The following is an 18,292-nucleotide window of genomic DNA, read 5'->3' on the forward strand; positions in this document are numbered from 1 at the left end:
GTGATGAGCGCGTCGTCGACCACCGCGGCACGCGGGACGGCCGGCCCCGCGCGCAGCCACGCGCGCGCCGACATCCAGGGGCTGCGGGCGCTGGCCGTGGGGCTGGTCGTGGTCTACCACCTGTGGCCGCACGCGCTGCCCGGAGGGTTCGTCGGGGTCGACGTGTTCTTCGTGATCTCCGGCTACCTCATCATCGGCTCGCTCGTGCGCGAGGTGTCGAGGACCGGCACCGTGCGGCTCGCCACGTTCTACACGCGGCGCATCCGTCGGCTGCTGCCCGCGTCGACCGTCGTGATCGTGCTCTCGGTGGTGGCGACCCTGCTCGTCCTCCCCGCGTCGCAGTGGCGCACGGTGCTGGAGAGCGCGCTGACGTCGGCCCTCCAGGTGCAGAACTGGGCGCTGGCCTACGGCCCGGACGAGTACGCCCAGGCGACCGCGGGGGTCTCCCCGTTCCAGCACTTCTGGTCCCTGGCGGTGGAGGAGCAGTTCTACCTCGTCGTCCCGCTCGTGCTCCTCGCCGTGGGGCTCGTGACCCGTCGTCGCCGCGACCGCACGGCGCGGGTCGTGCTGACGGTGCTCGGCGCGGTGGTCGTCGCGTCCCTCGCCTGGTCGGTCGTGCTGTCGGGCTCCGACCCCGGCGCGGCCTACTTCGTGACCACGACCCGGGCCTGGGAGCTCGCGATCGGCGGTCTGGTCGCCGTCCTCCTGCCCCGGGTGAGCCTCCGGCCGCGCGCGTGGTCGGCGCTGGCCGCGCTCGGCCTCGTCGCCGTCGTGGTCTCGGCGTTCGTGTACTCGACGGACATGGCGTTCCCCGGGTGGGTGGCGCTCGTCCCGACGGTCGGCACCGCGCTCCTCCTCGCGGCAGGCGGAGCCGGACCGGCCCCGACGGTCGTCTCGCGGGCACTGTCCGCCCGCCCTGCCGTGTACGTCGGCGACATCTCCTACAGCCTCTACCTGTGGCACTGGCCGCTGATCGTCTTCGTCCTCGCCTGGAGCGGGCAGGACCGGCTCACGGTGCCGCTCTCCGTCGGGGTCGTCCTGCTGTCGCTGGGCCTCGCGGCCGCCTCGACCCGCTGGGTGGAGGCTCCGTTCCGCCGCGGTCCGGCCGTCCGGCCCGTCCTCGCCCGGCACGCCCGCGCGCGGGAGCCCCTGGCGCGCACGTTCGCCCTGGGCGGCTCGCTCGTCGCGGCGTCCGTCCTCGTCGCGCTCGTCCCGCTCGCCGAGGTGACGGCCCGGACCGAGGCGGCGGCGAACGTCGTCGCCGGCGAGGCGAACCCGGGCGCCGCGGTGTTCGAGGGCGCGTCCGCTCCGTCGGGCGCGCCCGTCGCGCCCGACCCGCTCGTCGCGGCGAGCGACGTGGGCCTCGTCAACCGCGACGGCTGCATCGACGAGGACATCACCCTCCCGGTGCCGGACGGGGAGACCCGCTCCCCGGACGCCTGTCGCTACGGTGCCGACGACGGGCCCGGCGTGGTCCTCGTCGGGGACTCGCACGCGGCGGTCCTCAGCTCGCCGCTCGCCCGTGCGGCGGAGGAGAACGGGTACGCGCTGACGGTTCTCGTCCGCAACGGGTGCCCGTTCAACGTCGACCCGATGTCGAGCAACGGGATCCCGTTCGGGGAGTGCGGGGAGCGCAACCGGAGGAACCAGGAGCTCATCCTCAGGGAGCGTCCGGAGCTCGTCGTCGTCTCCGCCATGACGCCGGCGGGCTACCGCGCGGCGCTCGACTGGGGGTGGGACGAGTTCGACGACGCGGTCGCGGGCTACCGCGAGACGCTCGAGCCGATCGTCGACGCCGGCATCCGCGTCGTCGTGGTGCGCGACACGCCGTTGCCCCCGTTCGTCGCCCCCGAGTGCGTGGCCGAGCACGGCGCGGCGTCCCCGGCGTGCGCCTTCCCCCGGGGTCGCCTCGCCGCGCAGGACGACCCGCTCGTGGACGCCGCCCGCGCGCTCGGCGAGGTGGAGGTCGTCGACCTCACGGACAGCCTGTGCCGCGCCGACACCTGTCGTGCCGTGGAGGGCAACGTCCTCGTCTACCGGGACAACCACCTCACGGACACCTACGCGCTGTCGCTCGAGCCGCGCCTCGAGAGCGCGCTCGGGCTGCAGCGTCCGGCCTCCTGAGCGCTCAGCCCATCATCGCGCCGGTCGGCACCGTCGACAGCACCCGAGGACTGACCTCGACGATGCGCGGCGACCCCGTGCCGGCCATCGCGACGAGCGCGGTCCAGCTCCGCACCGGCCGCTTGGTGCCCGCGACGACCCGGTAGACGACGGAGTCTCCCGGCGCCTTGACGAAGAGCGGCCCCGTGACGGTGGACCCGGTGGGTGCCAGCGTCCGGCACGCCACCGGACCGAGGGACGTCGCCGGCGTCGGGCCGGCCTCCTTGCGGTCGATGCGCCGGACGCTGCCGGCGATCCCGACGCGGTCGCCGTCGGCGCAGCGCAGCAACGGCTGCAGCGGCAGGGGGTCGATCGCGTACCCCCGCAACGCACCGGCGGGACGCGTCTCGATCCGGGTGTGGCCGAGCGCCTGGAGGGTGCCGAACCAGTCGACGTAGACGACCCGACCGCCGGAGTTGACGAGGTACACCTCCGGGCTGTCGCTCGTCTTGACGAGCCGCCCCTGGGTGAGGATCGGAGGGCCGGTGGGGAAGACGGCGAGCGTCTCCGGTGCCACGGTGTGCACGGGCGGAGCGATCCCACCGAACCGGGACACGAGGTCGTCCCAGGTGTTCGCGGGGCGCAGGACGCCGTCCGCGAGGACCCAGACGGTGGGGCTGTCGGCGCGCTTGAGCGCCGCGGCGGAGCCCGTGGCGGCGCCGACGGGGAGCGTGTCGAACGTGGCGGCGGGCAGCGAGGAGGCCGCGGGCGGCCGTGCCCCGAGCGCGGCCGGCCGGAGCAGGGCGAGGCCCCCCTCGCCCAGCGCGTAGACGCCGGCCCCGTCCCGGCTGACGAGCCCGGGCGCACCGTTCGAGCGGGCCATGCGCGCGACGGAGGCGGCGTCGAGCGTCCCCCGCGCCAGCTGGGCCACGCCGGGGTAGCGCGTGGCCGCCGACGGCAGCGGCGCGAGGCGCCCGCCCGCCCACAGCGCCAGCGCGGACGATCCTCGGGTGCCCACGAGCACCCGGTCCCGGACGACCGGCGTGCCGAGGGGGAACCGGTCGAGCGCCTGCTCGGAGAGCCGGACGGCGGAGGTCGGCAGGCCGGCGGCCGAGAGCGACGCGTCGTCGAAGACCTCGCGGCGCGTCCCTGCGACCATGGCGAACTTCCGGCCGCTCGGCAGCGACACGGTGGCGGAGAGGCTGGAGCCCGCGCCGAGGAGCGCGATCTGGTCCGCGCCGAGCTCGGGGACGGCCGGGCACGAGCTGCCGAAGTCCGCGACCAGCTGGCACGTGCCGACGTGGTACCGCCGTCCGGCGTCGACGAAGAAGATCTCCCCGGTCCCGGGCTTGCGCACGAGGCGTCCGAGCTCGCCCGCCGACGCGTACCGGTCCAGCGTCTCCGCGCCGACCGTGGCGATGGGGCCCAACGGCTCGTAGGCGAGATAGGTGGGCCAGTCGGGGATCGCGAACTTCCGGGAGCCGACGACGAGGTAGACGGTCACCGACGCGTCGGACTTCACGAGGTAGCCGCCCAGCTGCGGGTTGCCGAACCAGTCCGTGAAGAGCCGCCAGAAGTTGCGGTTGCCGTAGGCGCTGCAGGAGTCGCCCGACCCGTAGACGTTCGCGAGGGCGGCGGCGTTCGGCTGGTACGGCGTGTAGATGTAGAGCGACGCCGTCGCCTGGTTGCGGATGTACACCTGCGAGCCGCCGCACGAGGCCTTCGGGTTGTACGCGATGTAGTTCGACCGGCCGGCCTGGTAGTTGTAGCGGGTCGGGTTCGCGGCGTAGACCTTGTACTGGCGCGCCGCGCGGTAGACCTGGTTGAAGAACCCGTAGTACTCCGTGTTGCAGGGCGCCGTGTCGGGGCACCCGAAGCCCATCGCGGCGTCGTAGCTCCGCGCGGTGGGCCGGGTCCGGTCGACGAGGCTGTTCTCCTTCTGGAGCATCACCAGCAGGACGCGCGGGTTGATGCCGCAGCTCGCCCCCACGCGCTGGAGGATCTGGGCCGCCGTCTCGCCGTTCCGCGCGGTGTACCCGGAGCAGATCCCGGGCTCCGCGGGCCATGCCCGGGTGTTCTCCGTGTAGTCCTTGAGGCAGGGGCGTTCGCCCGCGACGCAGCCCGCGCCCTTCGAGCGCAGGAACGCGTCGATCTGCGCGACCGACATCGCGCCGGAGTCGTAGAAGACCGAGTCGGAGATGATGAAGCCGGGGTCCCACGTCTCGCGGCCCGCCGCGGAGGCCGGCTCGGGTGCCGTCACGGGCACGACCGAGAGGACCGCCGCGAGCACCAGCGCGAGGGCCGCGGAGAGCGTCCGGGATGCTGCACCGCGCACGTCAGGACACCTCGACCGGGTCGGAGGTGCCGGAACGCGCGGCCGAGGAGTACGCGACGCGGACGGTCCACGGTCCGGTGCCCTCGGCGGGGACCGAGATCGGCTCGCACAGGGTGCTGGTGGCGTCGGCGAACGCCTCGACGTCCTGCGACGTCTCCGCACCGTCGGCCGACGTCACCGTGACGGTGCAGGTCCCGCCGTCCTCGACGACCCCGTTGACGCCCGCGGAGACCGAGAGCGTGCCGTCAGCCGCGACGGCCGACGTGATCGTCGGTGCGGCGGCGGTCCCGGCCGGGGCGTTCTCGGAGTCGTCCGAGCCCGCCTGACCCTCGCCCGCCTCGTCAGGGCCGGAGGTGTCGTCGTCGCCCGGGGGCGTCGGCTCCTCGTCCGCCGGGTCGCCACCCTCCGTCGCTGCCGCAGGATCCTTCGTGCCCGACGGCGACGGGACCGGAGCGTCGTCGACCGGTCCGGCCTCCGTCGGTCCTCCCGTGCAGCCCGCCATGAGCAGGGCAGCGACGGCGAGCGCGCACGCCCGACGTCGCGAAGAGCGAGCACCCATGTATCCCCCTGTTCCCGGTGCAGGTCGTCGGGAACAAGTATCCCAGGGAAACCGAATTCCGCACGGGGAGAGATGGGCGTCGGTCAGTCGGTCGCGCTCCTGGCGCTTGCCGGACGGGGCTCGACCGGGTGCATCCTGCGCCCGAGGAGCAGGTAGGCCACCCGGCGCTGCACGGCCGCGACCCGTGCCCTCAGGTCGCCGAGCCGCACGTCCGTGCCGTGGATCACCGCGGGTGCCAGCGCGCGGGCGGACCGGTGGAACTCGGCCGCCTCCTGCGCCTGCTGGCGCGCGAGCCGGACCGACCACTGCGCCGCGCTCACCCGGAAGGCGGCCAGGGAGCGCCTCAGGGCGACGGCGTCGCCCTGGACGAGCACGCGGGCGTAGGTGCCGGCGTCGATGAAGTACCGCAGGTCCTGCCAGCCGCCCGCACGCTCGAGGGCGTCCCGCCGCAGGAGGACGCAGGCGGGCTCGCCGAAGACGTTGCTGCCGGACCGGACGGTCGCACGCAGCGCCTCCGCGCCGTCGACCACCCCGTCGAGGCGCGCGAGCCCGCGGCCGCGGATGAACGTGTCCCCGCGCGCGTCGACGATGTCCCGCTGCGAGGCGACGAGCACGACGTCCGGTCCACCCTCGTCGAAGGCGCGCACCTGCTCTTCCAGGCAGGTGGGCCGCAGGAGGTCGTCGCCGCACACGAGCTTCACCAGCTCGCCCGTCGCCAGCTCCGTGACGCGGTTCCAGTTCCGGCGTGCTCCGCCGCCGGCGTCGGTCCGGACGAGGGTGACGCGCGGGTCGGACGCGTACCGCTGGAGGAGCTCCCAGGTGCCGTCGGTCGAGGAGTGGTCCGAGACGACGAGCTCGAAGTCCGTGAACGTCTGCGCGAGGATCGAGTCGATCGTCTCCTCGATGAACGCCGCGTTGTCGTAGGCGGGCACGACGACGGAGACGCGCGGCGCTCCCGCGGTCGAGGCGCTCACGGGCGCACCGCGCGGCGCGACTTCTCCTGCACGAGGTACAGCGGCCGGTGCTGCGTCTCGATGTACGTGCGCCCGACGTACGACCCGACCACCCCGAGGAGGATCATCTGGACCCCGCTCGTGAGGAGCAGGAGGATCACGATGAACGTCCAGCCCTCGACGACGGTGGCGGGCTGGACCAGCCGCGCGACGAAGACCCACACCATGAGGGCGAAGCTCGCCGCGGCGAACAGGTACCCGATCCGGGTGATGAGGCGCAGGGGGACGGTGGAGAAGCTCATGATGCCGTCGGCGGCGAACTTGAGCATCTTGCGCAAGGGGTAGCCGGTCTCGCCCGCGTGGCGCTCGTCCCGGTCGAACTGGACGGCGACCTGGCGGAACCCGACGTAGCTGACCATGCCGCGCAGGAAGCGGGAGTGCTCGCGCATCCGGACGATCTGGTCGACCACCTGCCGGTCCACGAGGCGGAAGTCGCCCGTGTCGCGCGGGATGTCGATGTCGGTGACGAGGTGGAGGAACCGGTAGTAGACGTTCGCCGTGAGCTTCTTGAACGCGCTGTCCTTGCGGCTGCGCCGCTGCGCGTAGACGACGTCGTAGCCCTCGCGCCACTTCGCCAGGAGCTCGAAGCTGACCGCCGGGGGGTCCTGCATGTCGCTGTCCATGATGATCACGGCGTCGCCCTTCGCGACGTCGAGACCGGCGGTGACCGCCATCTGGTGGCCGAAGTTCCGCGAGAGGTCCACCACGACGACGCGGTCGTCGGCGTCCTCGATCCGGAAGAGGATCTCGAGGGACTCGTCCTTGCTGCCGTCGTTGACGAAGACGAGCTCGTACTCGTACTCGGGGTGCTCGTCGAGGAGCTCTCGGAGGGTCGAGTACAGCAGGTCGAGGTTCCCGGCCTCGTTGTAGATCGGGAAGACATAGGACACGAGCGGACGTGCCGCGGACTCTGACATCGGATGACCACGCTAGCGACGAGGAGCGGGAATGGGCCGGTGTGTACGCTACCAAACTGCGCACACCCGGCCGGACGCCGGACCGCGCCCACGACACCGAACCCTGAGGAGATGACCGTGAAGCTGTTGGTGACCGGCGGGGCCGGCTTCATCGGCTCCAACTTCGTCCAGCAGACCGTGCGCGAGCGTCCCGACGCGAGCGTCGTCGTGCTCGACGCGCTGACCTACGCCGGCGACCGCGGGTCGCTCGAGCCGGTCGCGGACGCGGTCCGGCTGGTCGAGGGCAGCATCGCCGACCGCGACCTGGTCGACGGCCTCGTGCGGGACGCCGACGTCGTCGTCCACTTCGCCGCCGAGTCGCACAACGACAACTCGCTCGACGACCCGACCCCCTTCGTCGAGACGAACGTCGTCGGGACCTTCACCCTCCTCGAGGCGGTCCGACGGCACGGCGTGCGCTTCCACCACGTCTCGACCGACGAGGTCTACGGAGACCTCGAGCTCGACGACCCCGCGAAGTTCACGCCGAGCACCCCGTACAACCCGTCGAGCCCGTACTCGTCGACCAAGGCCGCGAGCGACCTCCTGGTCCGTGCGTGGGTGCGCTCGTTCGGCGTGGAGGCGACGATCTCGAACTGCTCGAACAACTACGGGCCGTACCAGCACGTGGAGAAGTTCATCCCCCGCCAGATCACGAACCTCGTGGACGGCGTGCGCCCACGCCTCTACGGGGCGGGGAAGAACGTCCGGGACTGGATCCACGTCGAGGACCACAACACGGCGGTGTGGCGGATCATCGAGTCCGGCCGCCCGGGCGAGACCTACCTGATCGGGGCCGACGGCGAGCAGAACAACCTCGAGGTGGTCCGGACGCTGCTCGAGATCTTCGGGCGGCCCGCGGACGACTTCGACCTCGTGGCGGACCGGCCGGGCCACGACCTGCGCTACGCGATCGACGCGACGAAGCTGCGCGAGGAGCTGGGCTGGACGCCCCGCTACACGGACTTCCGCTCCGGCCTCGAGGCCACGGTCGACTGGTACCGCGCGAACGAGGAGTGGTGGCGGCCGCGCAAGGCCGAGGTCGAGGCGAAGTACGCCGCGACCGGGCAGTGAGCGCCGAGCGCCCGGCGTCGAGGAGGTCGCCGGGCGCCCGCGCGTTGCTCCGCGCGTCGAGGGCGGGCCGCCTGTAGCCTCGCGGGGAAGGAGGTCCGATGGCTCGTTACCCAGGTGCGCACTGGATGCCGATCGCGAACAACGTCGGTGGTGTCCGCTCTCGGACGCGCGCCGTCGTGCTGCACGTCGACGCGGGCGGCGCCGAATCGCTCTACGGGTGGTTCAGCAACCCGGCGGCGCTGGCGTCGAGCCACTTCTACGTCACGTACTCGGGACGCGTCGAGCAGTACATCGACACCGACCGCATCGCGTGGACGCAGCGCGAGGGCAACGCGAGCTGCATCGGCATCGAGACGCAGGGTCGCGGTGACGGTGCCTGGACCGCGGCGCAGCTGAGCGCGCTCGCGCGGCTGGTCGTGTGGCTGTGCCAGTACTACAGCCTGCCGATCAGCGACATGAGGACGTCCCGCCCCGACGCGGTCGGGGTGGGGATGCACCGTTACGGGGTCGACCCGTGGCGGGTGGCGAACGGTGAGGTCTGGGGGCCGACGGGCAAGGTCTGTCCCGGTGAGCAGAGGGTGGCCCAGTTCGCTGGGCTGCTCGACTCCGCGCGCCGGCTGCCGCCGCCCCTTCGGGACTGGAGAGGAGACGAGATGGCGATCATCTATCGGGCAGCAGGGGAGCGGACCCCGTACGGGGTCTTCGGCCACAACGGCGGATGGGTCGAGCTGAGCTCCCGTGCCGAGTACAACAACCTGATCCAGGCGGGCGTCGCCGTCGTCTGGGTCGAGGCCTGGACGCTGAAGAACCTCATCGCGGACGCGCGAGCGAACTCGTAGGACGCCCGGCGGGCCGTCGGTGGACGGCCCGCCGGGCGAGCCGGCGCCACGACGAGCCGCCGCGGCGCGGTGCCTCAGGAGCCGAGCAGCGAGTCGACCAGCCGGGCGGACGACTGCTGGGCGCCGCCCGCGTCGGCACCGGCGGCGGCGGCGGCGAGCGGAGCACGGACGGCGTCGGCGGTGGTCCCTGCGACGAGCGTCAGGTCGTCGTCCGCGGCCCGGCTCGCGTCCGCCCCGACTCCAGGGCCCTCGAGCGCCGCCCCGGTGGCGAGAGAGGCGACCGGCACCCCGGTCCCGTCGTCGCCGGGCACGGCGCCCCGACCGGTGGCCCACGCGACGAACGCCTGCGCCGCGGCAGGGTCGGCGGCGTTCCGGGCGACCCCGAGGCTCCAGGTGGGGAGGTCGCAGACGACCCGTCCGTCCGGGCCGGCGGGGACGGGCAGCCGCTGCAGCCCTGCCGCCGCCTCGGCCCCCAGGCGCGAGCGGATCGCCGGCTCGAGGTCGCCCTCGGCGACGAGCAGCGCGGCGCCGCCCGCCACGAAGGCGGCCACGGCGTCGTCGGGGGACAGCAGGGACGCCTCACCGGCGGCGCAGTCGCGCAGCAGCTGGCCCAGGTAGGAGAACATCGCCCCGGAGCCGGTCGAGCCCAGCGCCGACCGCCCGTTCTCGGCCACCGCGCCCCCGAAGGAGTACAGGACCGGGCTGAGCACGGACATCTCGTCGCTGACGACGACGCCGGCGCGGGTGCCCGGGACGTGGAGCCGGTAGGCCGCCGCGTAGAGGTCGTCGAAGGTGTCGAGGCGGACGTCGCCGAGCTCGGCCAGCACGTCGTCGTGCACGAAGAGGGACGGGGCGCCGTGCGCGACCGGCACGCCGAGGCGCGACCTCTCGGCCGCGGCCGCCACGAGGGGAGGGGCGTCGGGAGCCGCGTCGAGCGACGCCGCCGTCTCCGGCCGCAGGACCCCCGCGGTCAGGAGGAGATCCTCCTCCTCCAGGGTCCGGTACATGAGGACGTCGGCCTCCGCGGCCCCCTGGAGCAGCAGGCCCCCCGGGGACGTGTCCACCTCGGTGAGGGACGCCCCCGCGCCGCCCGGGCCGACGAACCCGCCGACGTCGCGGCGGAGCGCGTCCGTCCAGGGGTGGCGCACCGCCAGCACGCGGACGCCCGCCGTCCCGGAGGTCGCGGCCGACGACCTCCCCGCGCGCGCCACGACGTCCACCGCGGCGGCCCCCAGGGCCGCTGCGACGACGAACGTCCTTCTGGTCAGCTCTGTCGCCACGTGTCCTCCCCCGTGCTGGCACGATCTGCCCACCTCGAGCACGATACCTCCGCGAGCGTCCCGCGCCGCGGTGAAGCGCGGCACCCGGGCGCCCCGGCTTGTGGGAAACTCGTCAGGCTCGCCGCGCGCCCCGGCCGCACCCACCTTCCGCCCACCTTCTGCCCACGAGGAGCTGAGCCGTTCCCATGAGTCGACTTCCGGACACTGGTCGTGCAGCGCGATGGCTGGTCCGGGAAGACCGGTGGATGGTCGTGGTGGTGCTCGCGCTCTTCGCCGGCCTCGTCCTCGCGGGCGTGACCACGTCGTCGGCAGGCATCGGCCACCTCACGCAGGAGGGCTCGAGCGAGGACGTCAGCCAGGTCGGGACGCCGCGCGCCATCCGGTCCGACGAGTACAACGCGAACACGCCGATCGACCTGTCGATCATGACGACCCACGGCGAGCCGACCCTCAGCCCGCTGGGTGCCGACGCCGGTCTCGTCCAGCGGTACTCCTCGGGCGGCTTCTTCTCGACGGTGACGTTCTTCGACGCGACGGTCCTCAAGGCGGCCGGGGTGCTCCCGGACGCGACGGTGTTCGCGCTGCGGTGGTGGATGCCCGTCGTGCTCCTGCTGCTGGCGCTTCCGGTGTGGTTCCAGGCGCTCGGCCACTCGCGGCGGCTCGGGTGGCTGGCCGCCTTCCTCACCGTGCTGTCGCCCGCGGTCGCCTGGTGGTCGCTGATCCCGGTGCGGGCGTTCGCCTACACGGCGGCGGGGTGCGCCCTGATGGCCTGCGCCTACCACCGCTTCGCGCGGGGCGGTCGTGTCGTGCCCGTGGTGCAGGCGGTGCTGGGCGGGGTCCTGATCGCGGGCATGCCCTCGTTCTACGTGCCCTGGTCCATCGTCCTCGGGCTGCCCCTGCTCGTCGCGACCACGCTCTGGGTCCTCACGCGTCCGGGGTCCTGGGCGCCACGGCTCCTGACCACGGGCATCACGGGCGGGACCGCGGTCGTCTTCGGTCTCGGCACGCTCTGGGAGTACCGCGACAGCCTCGCGGCCCTGCTCGACACCGTCTACCCCGGCGCCCGGCGGTCCGGTCCGGAGGCGCAGCCCTTCTCGATGCTGTTCGGGGCCCCGGGGCTCGGCCCGCTCCAGTCCGGCGATCCCACGGGGACCAACGCGAGCGAGCTCTCGACCTCCTTCACGGTGGCCTTCGTCGTGCTCGTGGTCCTGCTGGTGGCGCAGCGGACCCTCCGGCTGCGCGCTGTCGGTCCCGAGGTGTGGACCCTCGCGGCGTTCTCCGCCGTGTGGCTCGCCTGGGCCACCGTGTCCCTGTACGGGGCGGGGTCGCGCATCCCGATCTTCAGCAGCGTGCCCGCGCCGCGCGCCGCGCAGGTGGTCGGCATCCTCGGCGTGCTGCTCGTGTGCCTCGCGCTGTCCCGGCTGCCACGCTCGGAGCTCTCGACGGCGCTCGTCGTCGGTGCGGTCGCCGGTGCGGTCACCGTGTACGCCGTCTCGCTCCTGCGCGAGACGTTCCTGCCCCAGGCGAACGCGCTGACCATCGTCGGTGCCGGTCTCGGTGTCGCGGCGGTCGCGGCCCTCGTGGTGCGGTTCCCGGACCGCTGGTGGGCGATCGGCGTGGCGGTCCTCCTCGCGGCGCTGCCCGTGTACCGCGCCAACCCGCTGCTCGTCGGGCTCGGCGACCTCCGTGGTTCCGCGACCGCCGACTACCTCGCCGAGGAGGGGGAGCGCGCGCGGGCGGACGGGACCCTCTGGGTGAGCGACGCGAGCGTCCTCGGACCGGTCATGCTCGCCAACGGTGTCCCGGCTCTCTCGGGGCTGCAGAGGTCCGGGCCGGTCGAGGACGAGTGGCTGCGGATCGACCCCGAGCGGGAGTACGAGGAGGCGTGGAACCGCGGCGGCGGGTACCTCGGCTTCGAGCTCGTCCCGGGTCGTGAGACGGAGGTCGCGACGGACGGGTTCGACCAGACGTGGGTGCGCACGGACCCGTGCGTCCTCGCGGACACGTTCCCCGAGCTCTCGAAGGTCGTCTCGGCCCAGGACCTCGACGTCCCGTGCCTCGAGCGCGACACGTCGCTGCGCTGGGCGGGCGCCGACTTCACGGTGTACGACGTCGTGCGGGACGACGCGGCGTGAGCGACGACGCGACCACCGTCCCGCCCCGAGCCGACCGGGGCACGGTGCCCGGTGCCCTCGGACGCCGCTCGAGCGCGCGCATCACGGCGGCGTCCGCAGCCGGGGCGCTGGCCGGCTACGTGGTGCTCGCGATCGCGGCGCGATCCCTGACGCTCGAGGAGAACGCGCTCTTCGTGACGTTCTGGGCCGCGCTCTTCACCACGTACGGCGTGCTCACCGGGGTCGGGACCGAGACGGCCCGCGGGGTCGCCCAGGCGACGCTCGACGACGCACCCCGCGCCCGGGCGCCCCGGGTCGCGGTGACCGCCGCGATCGTCGCCGCGACCGTCCTCGTCGTCCTGGCGTCGACCGCCGGCCTGTGGGGCGGTGCGGTGTTCGGTCCGGGCCACGTGTCCCTGGCGTTCGTGGTCGCCCTGTCCGCGTCCGCGTACGCCGTCGAGGCGTCGCTCCTGGGAGCGCTGTCGGGACGTGGCGGCTGGGACGCGTACGCCGGGGTCATCGCGCTCGAGGCGCTGGGGCGCGTCGCCGTCGTGGCGGTCGTGAGCCTCTGGTTGTCCGGCGTGGTCGCGCTCGCCGCGGCGGCCGGGGCGGCGGCCGCCGCGTGGGTCCTGATGCTCGCGCTCTCCCCGGCGTCGCGTGCCGCACTGCGGGCGCGGGTCGACGCGCGGACCCGGGCGTTCCTGGGCCGTGCCGCCGTGGCGGCCGTCGCCTCGGGCGCCAGCGCCGTGCTCCTCGTCGGCTTCCCCGTCCTCACCTCGCTCACGACGTCGCCGGCCGTCTACGCGACCGCCGCGCCGCTCATGCTCGCCATCTCCCTGACCCGCGCGCCGATCATGGTGCCGCTGACGTCGTTCCAGAGCGTCATCGTGGCCCACTTCGTCCGGGAGAGGAACGGGGCGGGCCGTCTGTTCCTCCGGGTGACCGGAGCGCTCCTCCTCGCCGGGGTCGTCGGAGGAGCTCTCGCGTTCCTCGTCGGCCCCACGCTCATGCAGGTGCTGTTCGGTGCCGACTACCGCGTGGGCGGGCTCGAGCTCGCGGCGATGACCTTCGCGTCCGCCGGGACGGCGCTCCTGACCATCAGCGGTGCGCTCTGCCAGGCGCTCAAGCGGCACGGCGTGTTCGTGGCCGGCTGGCTCGTCGCGCTCGCGGTCTCCCTCGCGGTCCTGGTGAGCGGTCTCGACATGACCGCGCGGGTCGTCACCGCGCTGCTGGTCGGCCCCTACTGCGGGCTGGTCGTGCACCTCGTCGCGCTCCGTGGCGCGCTCGTCCGGCGGCCGAGCGAGGACTGAGCGCGCGGGCTACCGGAACGCGTGGCGCAGCAGCTCGCGGACGAAGCGGCCGTCCCGCGCGCGGACGGCCCCCGGCAGGAGCGTCAGCGCGTGCACCCGCGAGGTGAGGTGCAGGCGCGAGGCCCGCGCGGCTCGGTGCCAGCCGCGCGACGCGAGGTGCCGAGCCGTCTCGTCGAAGTAGCGCCGCTCCCCGCGGAAGCGTTCGCCGCTGCGGAAGTCGGAGGAGACGCTCTCCGCGTGCCGCCGGTAGGAGAAGACCTCGGCGGGGACGAGAGCGAGGGTCGCCCCGCGGTCCAGGAGGTCGACGATCAGGGCCAGGTCCAGGATGATCCGGTACTCGTCACGGAAGTCGACCTGCTGGACCGTCGCCGTCCGGAAGGCCAGCGACGGCCAGTAGAGCCAGTCGCCGTGGAGCAGCGAGGCGGCGAGGGGCTCGCCCGCGAACGGCCCGGTCCGCCGCTCCCACCGCGCGCGCATCAGGCTCTTGACCCGGTCGGCGAGCGGACGGTGGGGCCGCGACGAGGCGTCGATGACCTGCACACCGGGCTGGAGGATGTCGACGTCGGGGTAGCGGCGGGCCGCCTCGAGCACCGTCGCGACGTAGTCGGGGCCGAGGACGTCGTCGGAGCCCATCACGACGACGTACTCCGACGTCGCGGAGCGCACGGCGCGTCGGAAGTTCTCGATGAGCCCGACGTTCTCCTCGTTGCGGCGGTAGGTCACGCGAGGGTCGTCGATCCCGCGCACGTAGGCGGCTGCCGTGGGGTCGGGGTAGGCGTCGTCGATGACGAGCAGGGTCCAGTCCGGCGACGTCTGCGCGAGCACCGACTCGACGGCCTCCTCCAGGAGCGCGGGGTCCCCCCAGTACGGGATGACGACGTCGATCTGCACGGGAGCTCCTTCGGGAGGGACGGGGACGCGCCGGTCGGTGCCGAGGCGCGACGGACCGGACCGTACCCGCTCGCGGAGCGTCCGCGCCAGCGCACCGAGGTCGATAGACTCCCTCTCATGCCTTCGCCTTCTCCACGCGGCCTGCTGCTGATCATCCCCGCGTGGAACGAGCAGGAGGCGCTCCCCGCCGTCCTCCGCGAGGTGCGGGAGGTGCTCCCGGAAGCCGACGTCGTCGTCGTGAACGACGGCTCCTCCGACCACACCGCCCTGGTCGCCGCGCGCTGCGGCGTGGAGGTCCTCGACCTTCCCGCCAACCTCGGCGTCGGCGGCGCGATGCGGGCGGGCTACAAGTTCGCCCTGCGCCGGGGGTACGAGACCGCGGTCCAGCTCGACGCCGACGGCCAGCACGACCCGCGCGAGGTCGCGTCGCTGCTGCGTCGGATGGAGGAGACGGGCGCGGACCTCGTCATCGGGGCGCGGTTCGCCGGGGTCGGCACCTATACCGCGCGGGGGCCGCGCCGCTGGTCGATGCGCCTCCTCTCCGGAGTCCTGTCCCGGGTGACGCGCACGCGCCTGACGGACACGACCTCGGGCTTCAAGGCGAGCAACCGGCGCGCGATCCGCCTGTTCGCGTCCAACTACCCGGCCGAGTACCTGGGCGACACCGTGGAGGCGATCGTCATCGCCACCCGGGCCGGGCTGCGCATCGAGCAGCAGGGCGTCGAGATGCGCCCGCGGGCCGGCGGGACACCCTCGCACGGCCCGGTCCGTGCCGCGGCGTTCCTCCTGCGTGCCGTGGTCGCCCTCGTCGTGGCGCTCACCCGACCGACCGAACCCCTGGAGCCGGAGCCCCTCGCGTGACCGCCTACCTCTTCGCGGCCCTCGTCGCCGTCGTCCTCGTCGTCTCCATGCTCTTCCTGCTGCGACGTCGCCGCGTGAGCGAGAAGTACGCCGGGATCTGGATCGTCCTGGCGCTGGCCGTCGTGGTGCTCGTCGTCTTCCCGGGGCTGTCGTTCGCGGTGGCGCGCCTCGTCGGGGTCGCGACCCCCATCAACCTCGTGTTCGTGCTCGGGCTCGTCGTCCTGCTCCTGGTGTGCATCCAGCTGAGCGTGAGCCTCACGGCGATCGAGGACCGGAACCGCACCCTCACCGAGGAGATCGCGCTCCTGCGGCACGAGGTCGGGGAGCTGCGCGAGCGCACCGACGCGGTCGCGGGCGACCGGGCCGGTGACTCGCCGGAGGAGGGCTGACCCGCCCCCGCGTCACGCCTGCGGAGGCCGGACCCCGAGCCCTGAGACGAACGCCGTCGCCGCCTCGAACGTGGGCAGGAGGCCGGCGGACGCGGCGTCGGTGAGCGACGGCGCCGCGGCGTCCTTGGCCGACAGCTGGTACTCCAGGGGCTGCCCGTCCCGGCCCTGCGTCGGCCACTCGATCGCGACGGTGTCGTCGAGCGGGTGGATGCCGTGCTCCCGACCCGGGGCGTAGGGCGCGGAGCAGAGATAGGTGACGACCGAGTCGTCCTCGAGGGCGAGGAAGGCGTGGCCGAGGCCCTCGGACAGGAAGACGGCGCGCCGGTCGACGTCGTCGAGCAGCACGGCCTCCCAACGGCCGAACGTGGGCGAGCCGACGCGGACGTCGACGACGACGTCCAGGACGGCACCCCGCGGGCACGTCACGTACTTCGCCTGGCTCGGCGGCACGTCCGCGAAGTGGACGCCGCGGAGGGTCCCCCGCGCCGAGACCGACATGTTGGCCTGCCGGAGGTCGAGCGACCGACCCGTGGCCTCCTCGAGCTCGGTGGCCTTGAACCACTCCAGGAACACGCCACGGTCGTCGCCGTGCTGCCGGGGCGTGAGCTCCCACGCTCCGTCGATCGAGAGTGCGCGGACGTCCATCGGGTCTCCTTCTGCTGGGGGGCCCGGCCACACTACCCGCCTTCGTGCGCCGGATATCCTCACCTGCGGACGGGTCGTACCTGGCCCGGCACGGACGACGAAGGAGAGATCGATGGCGGATGGCCTCCGGTGGCTGGTGACCGGTGCGAGCGGGATGCTCGGTCAGGACGTGGTCTCCACGCTCGAGGCCGCCGGGCGCCCCGTGCGGAGCGTGGGCCGGGACGACCTGGACGTGACCGACCCCGAGGCGTGCCGTCAGGTGGTCGCGGGGGCCGACGTCGTCGTCAACTGCGCCGCCTGGACGGCCGTCGACGACGCCGAGGAGCGCGAGCCGGCGGCCTTCGCCGTCAACGCGGTGGGTGCGGCCAACGTCGCGCGCGCCGCGCGGGAGCACGGGGCGCGGGTGGTCCAGGTCTCCACCGACTACGTCTTCGCCGGCGACGGCACGGCTCCCTACGCGGAGGACGCGCCGGTGCTCCCTCTCTCCGCGTACGGCCGCACGAAGGCGGCGGGGGAGTGGGCGGTCCTCGCGGCCGACGGGCGCAACCTCGTCGTGCGCACGGCCTGGCTGTACGGCGCGGGCGGCCCGAACTTCGCCGCCACGATGGTGCGGCTCGTCCGCGAGCGCGGCGCGGTGTCCGTCGTGGACGACCAGCGGGGTCAGCCGACGTGGACGGCCGACCTGGCCGACCTGATCGTGCGGCTCGTCGACGCCGACGCCCCGGGCGGGGTGTACCACGGCACGTCGAGCGGCGCGACGACGTGGTTCGGGTTCGCGCGTGCCGCCGTCGCGTCCGCCGGGCTCGACCCGGCCGCGGTCACGCCCACGACGAGCGCGGCGTTCGCGCGACCGGCACCGCGGCCGTCCTGGTCGGTGCTGGGGCACGACGCGCTGCGCGCCGCCGGGGTCGAGCCGATCGGGCCCTGGGACGAGCGGTGGGCGACGGCGGCCGCCGCGGTCGTCGGCTGACGACCGCGGCGCGTCACTCGTCGAGCAGGCTCAGCAGGTAGGAGCCGTAGCCCGACTTCACGAGGGCCTGGGCCCGGGAGCGCAGGCCCTCGTCGTCGAGGAAGCCACGACGCCAGGCGACCTCCTCGGGGGAGCCGATCTTGAGCCCCTGTCGGTTCTCGATCGTGCGGACGTAGTCCGACGCCTCGAGGAGGGAGTCGAAGGTGCCCGTGTCGAGCCACGCCGTGCCCCGCGGCAGGACCTCGACCTGCAGGCGCCCCTGGCGCAGGTACTCGCGGTTGACGTCGGTGATCTCGTACTCGCCCCGCGCGGAGGGCCGCAGGCTCTTGGCGATCTCGACGACGTCGTTGTCGTAGAAGTACAGGCCGGGGACCGCGTAGCTCGACCTGGGTGCGGTGGGCTTCTCCTCGAGCGACAGCGCCTTGCCGTCGTCGTCGAACTCGACGACGCCGTAGGCGGTCGGGTCCGAGACGCGGTAGGCGAACACGGCGCCGCCGTCGATGTCGCCGAAGCGCACGAGCTGGGAGCCCAGGCCGGGGCCGTAGAAGATGTTGTCGCCCAGGACGAGGGCCACCGCGTCGTCGCCCACGAACTCCTCGCCGAGGACGAACGCCTGGGCGAGCCCGTTCGGCTCGGGCTGCACCGTGTACTCGATCGAGATGCCGAACTGCGAACCGTCGCCGAGGAGGCGGCGGAACTGGTCCGCGTCGTGCGGCGTCGTGATGACGAGCACCTCGCGGATCCCCGCGAGGATAAGCGTCGAGAGCGGGTAGTAGATCATCGGCTTGTCGTAGACCGGCACGAGCTGCTTGCTCACGCCGAGGGTGATCGGGTGCAGACGCGTCCCGGAGCCGCCGGCAAGAATGATTCCGCGCATGCCCGCGATCCTCTCACGGCCCGCGGATGCCGGTCGGGGGCGCCCGGGGCACGATGGGCCGGACGTCGTCGTCCGA

The 18,292-nt window shown here is 73.6% G+C and carries 16 protein-coding genes; 8 read left to right on the plus strand and 8 right to left on the minus strand.

Annotated features, from left to right (window positions below; translation table 11 throughout):
- Positions 1-3 precede the first annotated feature (3 nt).
- Positions 4-2,124 (plus strand): acyltransferase family protein, encoded by a 2,121-nt coding sequence (locus tag AC3WT4_RS10755; RefSeq protein ID WP_492315430.1) that lies wholly within the window; start codon positions 4-6, stop codon positions 2,122-2,124.
- A 4-nt stretch (positions 2,125-2,128) separates the two neighbouring features.
- On the opposite strand, the gene AC3WT4_RS10760 is transcribed toward AC3WT4_RS10755, so the two are convergent.
- The 4 genes from AC3WT4_RS10760 to AC3WT4_RS10775 form a co-directional block, all read right to left on the minus strand.
- Positions 2,129-4,438, minus strand: coding sequence for a serine/threonine-protein kinase (locus AC3WT4_RS10760; protein ID WP_492315431.1), 2,310 nt, complete (start codon positions 4,436-4,438; stop codon positions 2,129-2,131).
- A gap of 1 nt (position 4,439) precedes the next feature.
- On the minus strand, positions 4,440-4,997 hold the full coding sequence (locus AC3WT4_RS10765; protein ID WP_257416594.1) for a hypothetical protein: 558 nt from the start codon (positions 4,995-4,997) through the stop codon (positions 4,440-4,442).
- Between the two features lie 83 nt (positions 4,998-5,080).
- Positions 5,081-5,971 carry a glycosyltransferase family 2 protein gene (locus AC3WT4_RS10770; protein ID WP_492315432.1) on the minus strand — a complete coding sequence of 297 codons (891 nt, stop codon included), beginning with the start codon at positions 5,969-5,971 and terminating at the stop codon, positions 5,081-5,083.
- Positions 5,968-6,927 (minus strand): glycosyltransferase family 2 protein, encoded by a 960-nt coding sequence (locus AC3WT4_RS10775; RefSeq protein WP_074807680.1) that lies wholly within the window; start codon positions 6,925-6,927, stop codon positions 5,968-5,970. The genes AC3WT4_RS10770 and AC3WT4_RS10775 overlap by 4 nt, the downstream gene beginning before the upstream one ends.
- Before the next feature lie 117 nt (positions 6,928-7,044).
- Here AC3WT4_RS10775 and rfbB point away from each other — a divergent pair, with 117 nt between their 5' ends.
- A complete protein-coding gene (rfbB, locus tag AC3WT4_RS10780) occupies positions 7,045-8,040 on the plus strand; it encodes a dTDP-glucose 4,6-dehydratase (protein ID WP_074808430.1) in 996 nt (331 codons plus the stop codon).
- A 98-nt stretch (positions 8,041-8,138) separates the two neighbouring features.
- Positions 8,139-8,879, plus strand: a complete 741-nt coding sequence (locus AC3WT4_RS10785; protein WP_083385148.1) for an N-acetylmuramoyl-L-alanine amidase — start codon at positions 8,139-8,141, stop codon at positions 8,877-8,879.
- Positions 8,880-8,953: 74 nt separating this feature from the next.
- On the opposite strand, the gene AC3WT4_RS10790 is transcribed toward AC3WT4_RS10785, so the two are convergent.
- Positions 8,954-10,159, minus strand: a complete 1,206-nt coding sequence (locus AC3WT4_RS10790; RefSeq protein WP_492315433.1) for an extracellular solute-binding protein — start codon at positions 10,157-10,159, stop codon at positions 8,954-8,956.
- Positions 10,160-10,404: 245 nt separating this feature from the next.
- Between AC3WT4_RS10790 and AC3WT4_RS10795 the strand changes: the two genes are divergently transcribed.
- Together AC3WT4_RS10795 and AC3WT4_RS10800 are read left to right on the plus strand one after the other, a co-directional pair.
- On the plus strand, positions 10,405-12,294 hold the full coding sequence (locus AC3WT4_RS10795) for a DUF7657 domain-containing protein (protein ID WP_400112632.1): 1,890 nt from the start codon (positions 10,405-10,407) through the stop codon (positions 12,292-12,294).
- On the plus strand, positions 12,291-13,583 hold the full coding sequence (locus AC3WT4_RS10800; protein WP_492315434.1) for a hypothetical protein: 1,293 nt from the start codon (positions 12,291-12,293) through the stop codon (positions 13,581-13,583). Before AC3WT4_RS10795 ends, AC3WT4_RS10800 begins: the two co-directional genes overlap by 4 nt.
- A 9-nt stretch (positions 13,584-13,592) precedes the next feature.
- Here AC3WT4_RS10800 and AC3WT4_RS10805 read toward each other — a convergent pair whose 3' ends face one another.
- Positions 13,593-14,474: a glycosyltransferase family 2 protein gene (locus AC3WT4_RS10805; RefSeq protein ID WP_074807667.1), complete on the minus strand. Its 882-nt coding sequence runs from the start codon at positions 14,472-14,474 to the stop codon at positions 13,593-13,595.
- Between the two features lie 117 nt (positions 14,475-14,591).
- On the opposite strand from AC3WT4_RS10805, the gene AC3WT4_RS10810 reads away from it, so the two are divergent.
- Positions 14,592-15,335, plus strand: a complete 744-nt coding sequence (locus tag AC3WT4_RS10810) for a glycosyltransferase family 2 protein (protein ID WP_074807664.1) — start codon at positions 14,592-14,594, stop codon at positions 15,333-15,335.
- Positions 15,332-15,724 (plus strand): DUF2304 domain-containing protein, encoded by a 393-nt coding sequence (locus AC3WT4_RS10815; protein ID WP_074807661.1) that lies wholly within the window; start codon positions 15,332-15,334, stop codon positions 15,722-15,724. Before AC3WT4_RS10810 ends, AC3WT4_RS10815 begins: the two co-directional genes overlap by 4 nt.
- A gap of 12 nt (positions 15,725-15,736) precedes the next feature.
- On the opposite strand, the gene AC3WT4_RS10820 is transcribed toward AC3WT4_RS10815, so the two are convergent.
- Entirely contained in the window at positions 15,737-16,369 is a 633-nt protein-coding gene (locus AC3WT4_RS10820; RefSeq protein WP_074807658.1) for a dTDP-4-dehydrorhamnose 3,5-epimerase family protein, read from the minus strand.
- Positions 16,370-16,481: 112 nt separating this feature from the next.
- On the opposite strand from AC3WT4_RS10820, the gene rfbD reads away from it, so the two are divergent.
- The gene (rfbD, locus tag AC3WT4_RS10825; protein WP_074807655.1) at positions 16,482-17,339 is read left to right on the plus strand and encodes a dTDP-4-dehydrorhamnose reductase; all 858 of its coding nucleotides are present in this window, start codon (positions 16,482-16,484) and stop codon (positions 17,337-17,339) included.
- 13 nt (positions 17,340-17,352) lie between these two features.
- Here rfbD and rfbA read toward each other — a convergent pair whose 3' ends face one another.
- Positions 17,353-18,216 (minus strand): glucose-1-phosphate thymidylyltransferase RfbA, encoded by an 864-nt coding sequence (gene rfbA / locus AC3WT4_RS10830; RefSeq protein WP_108047916.1) that lies wholly within the window; start codon positions 18,214-18,216, stop codon positions 17,353-17,355.
- Positions 18,217-18,292: the final 76 nt, after the last annotated feature.

It is taken from the genome of Cellulosimicrobium sp. EB106-03-01-XG111, assembly GCF_058792115.1.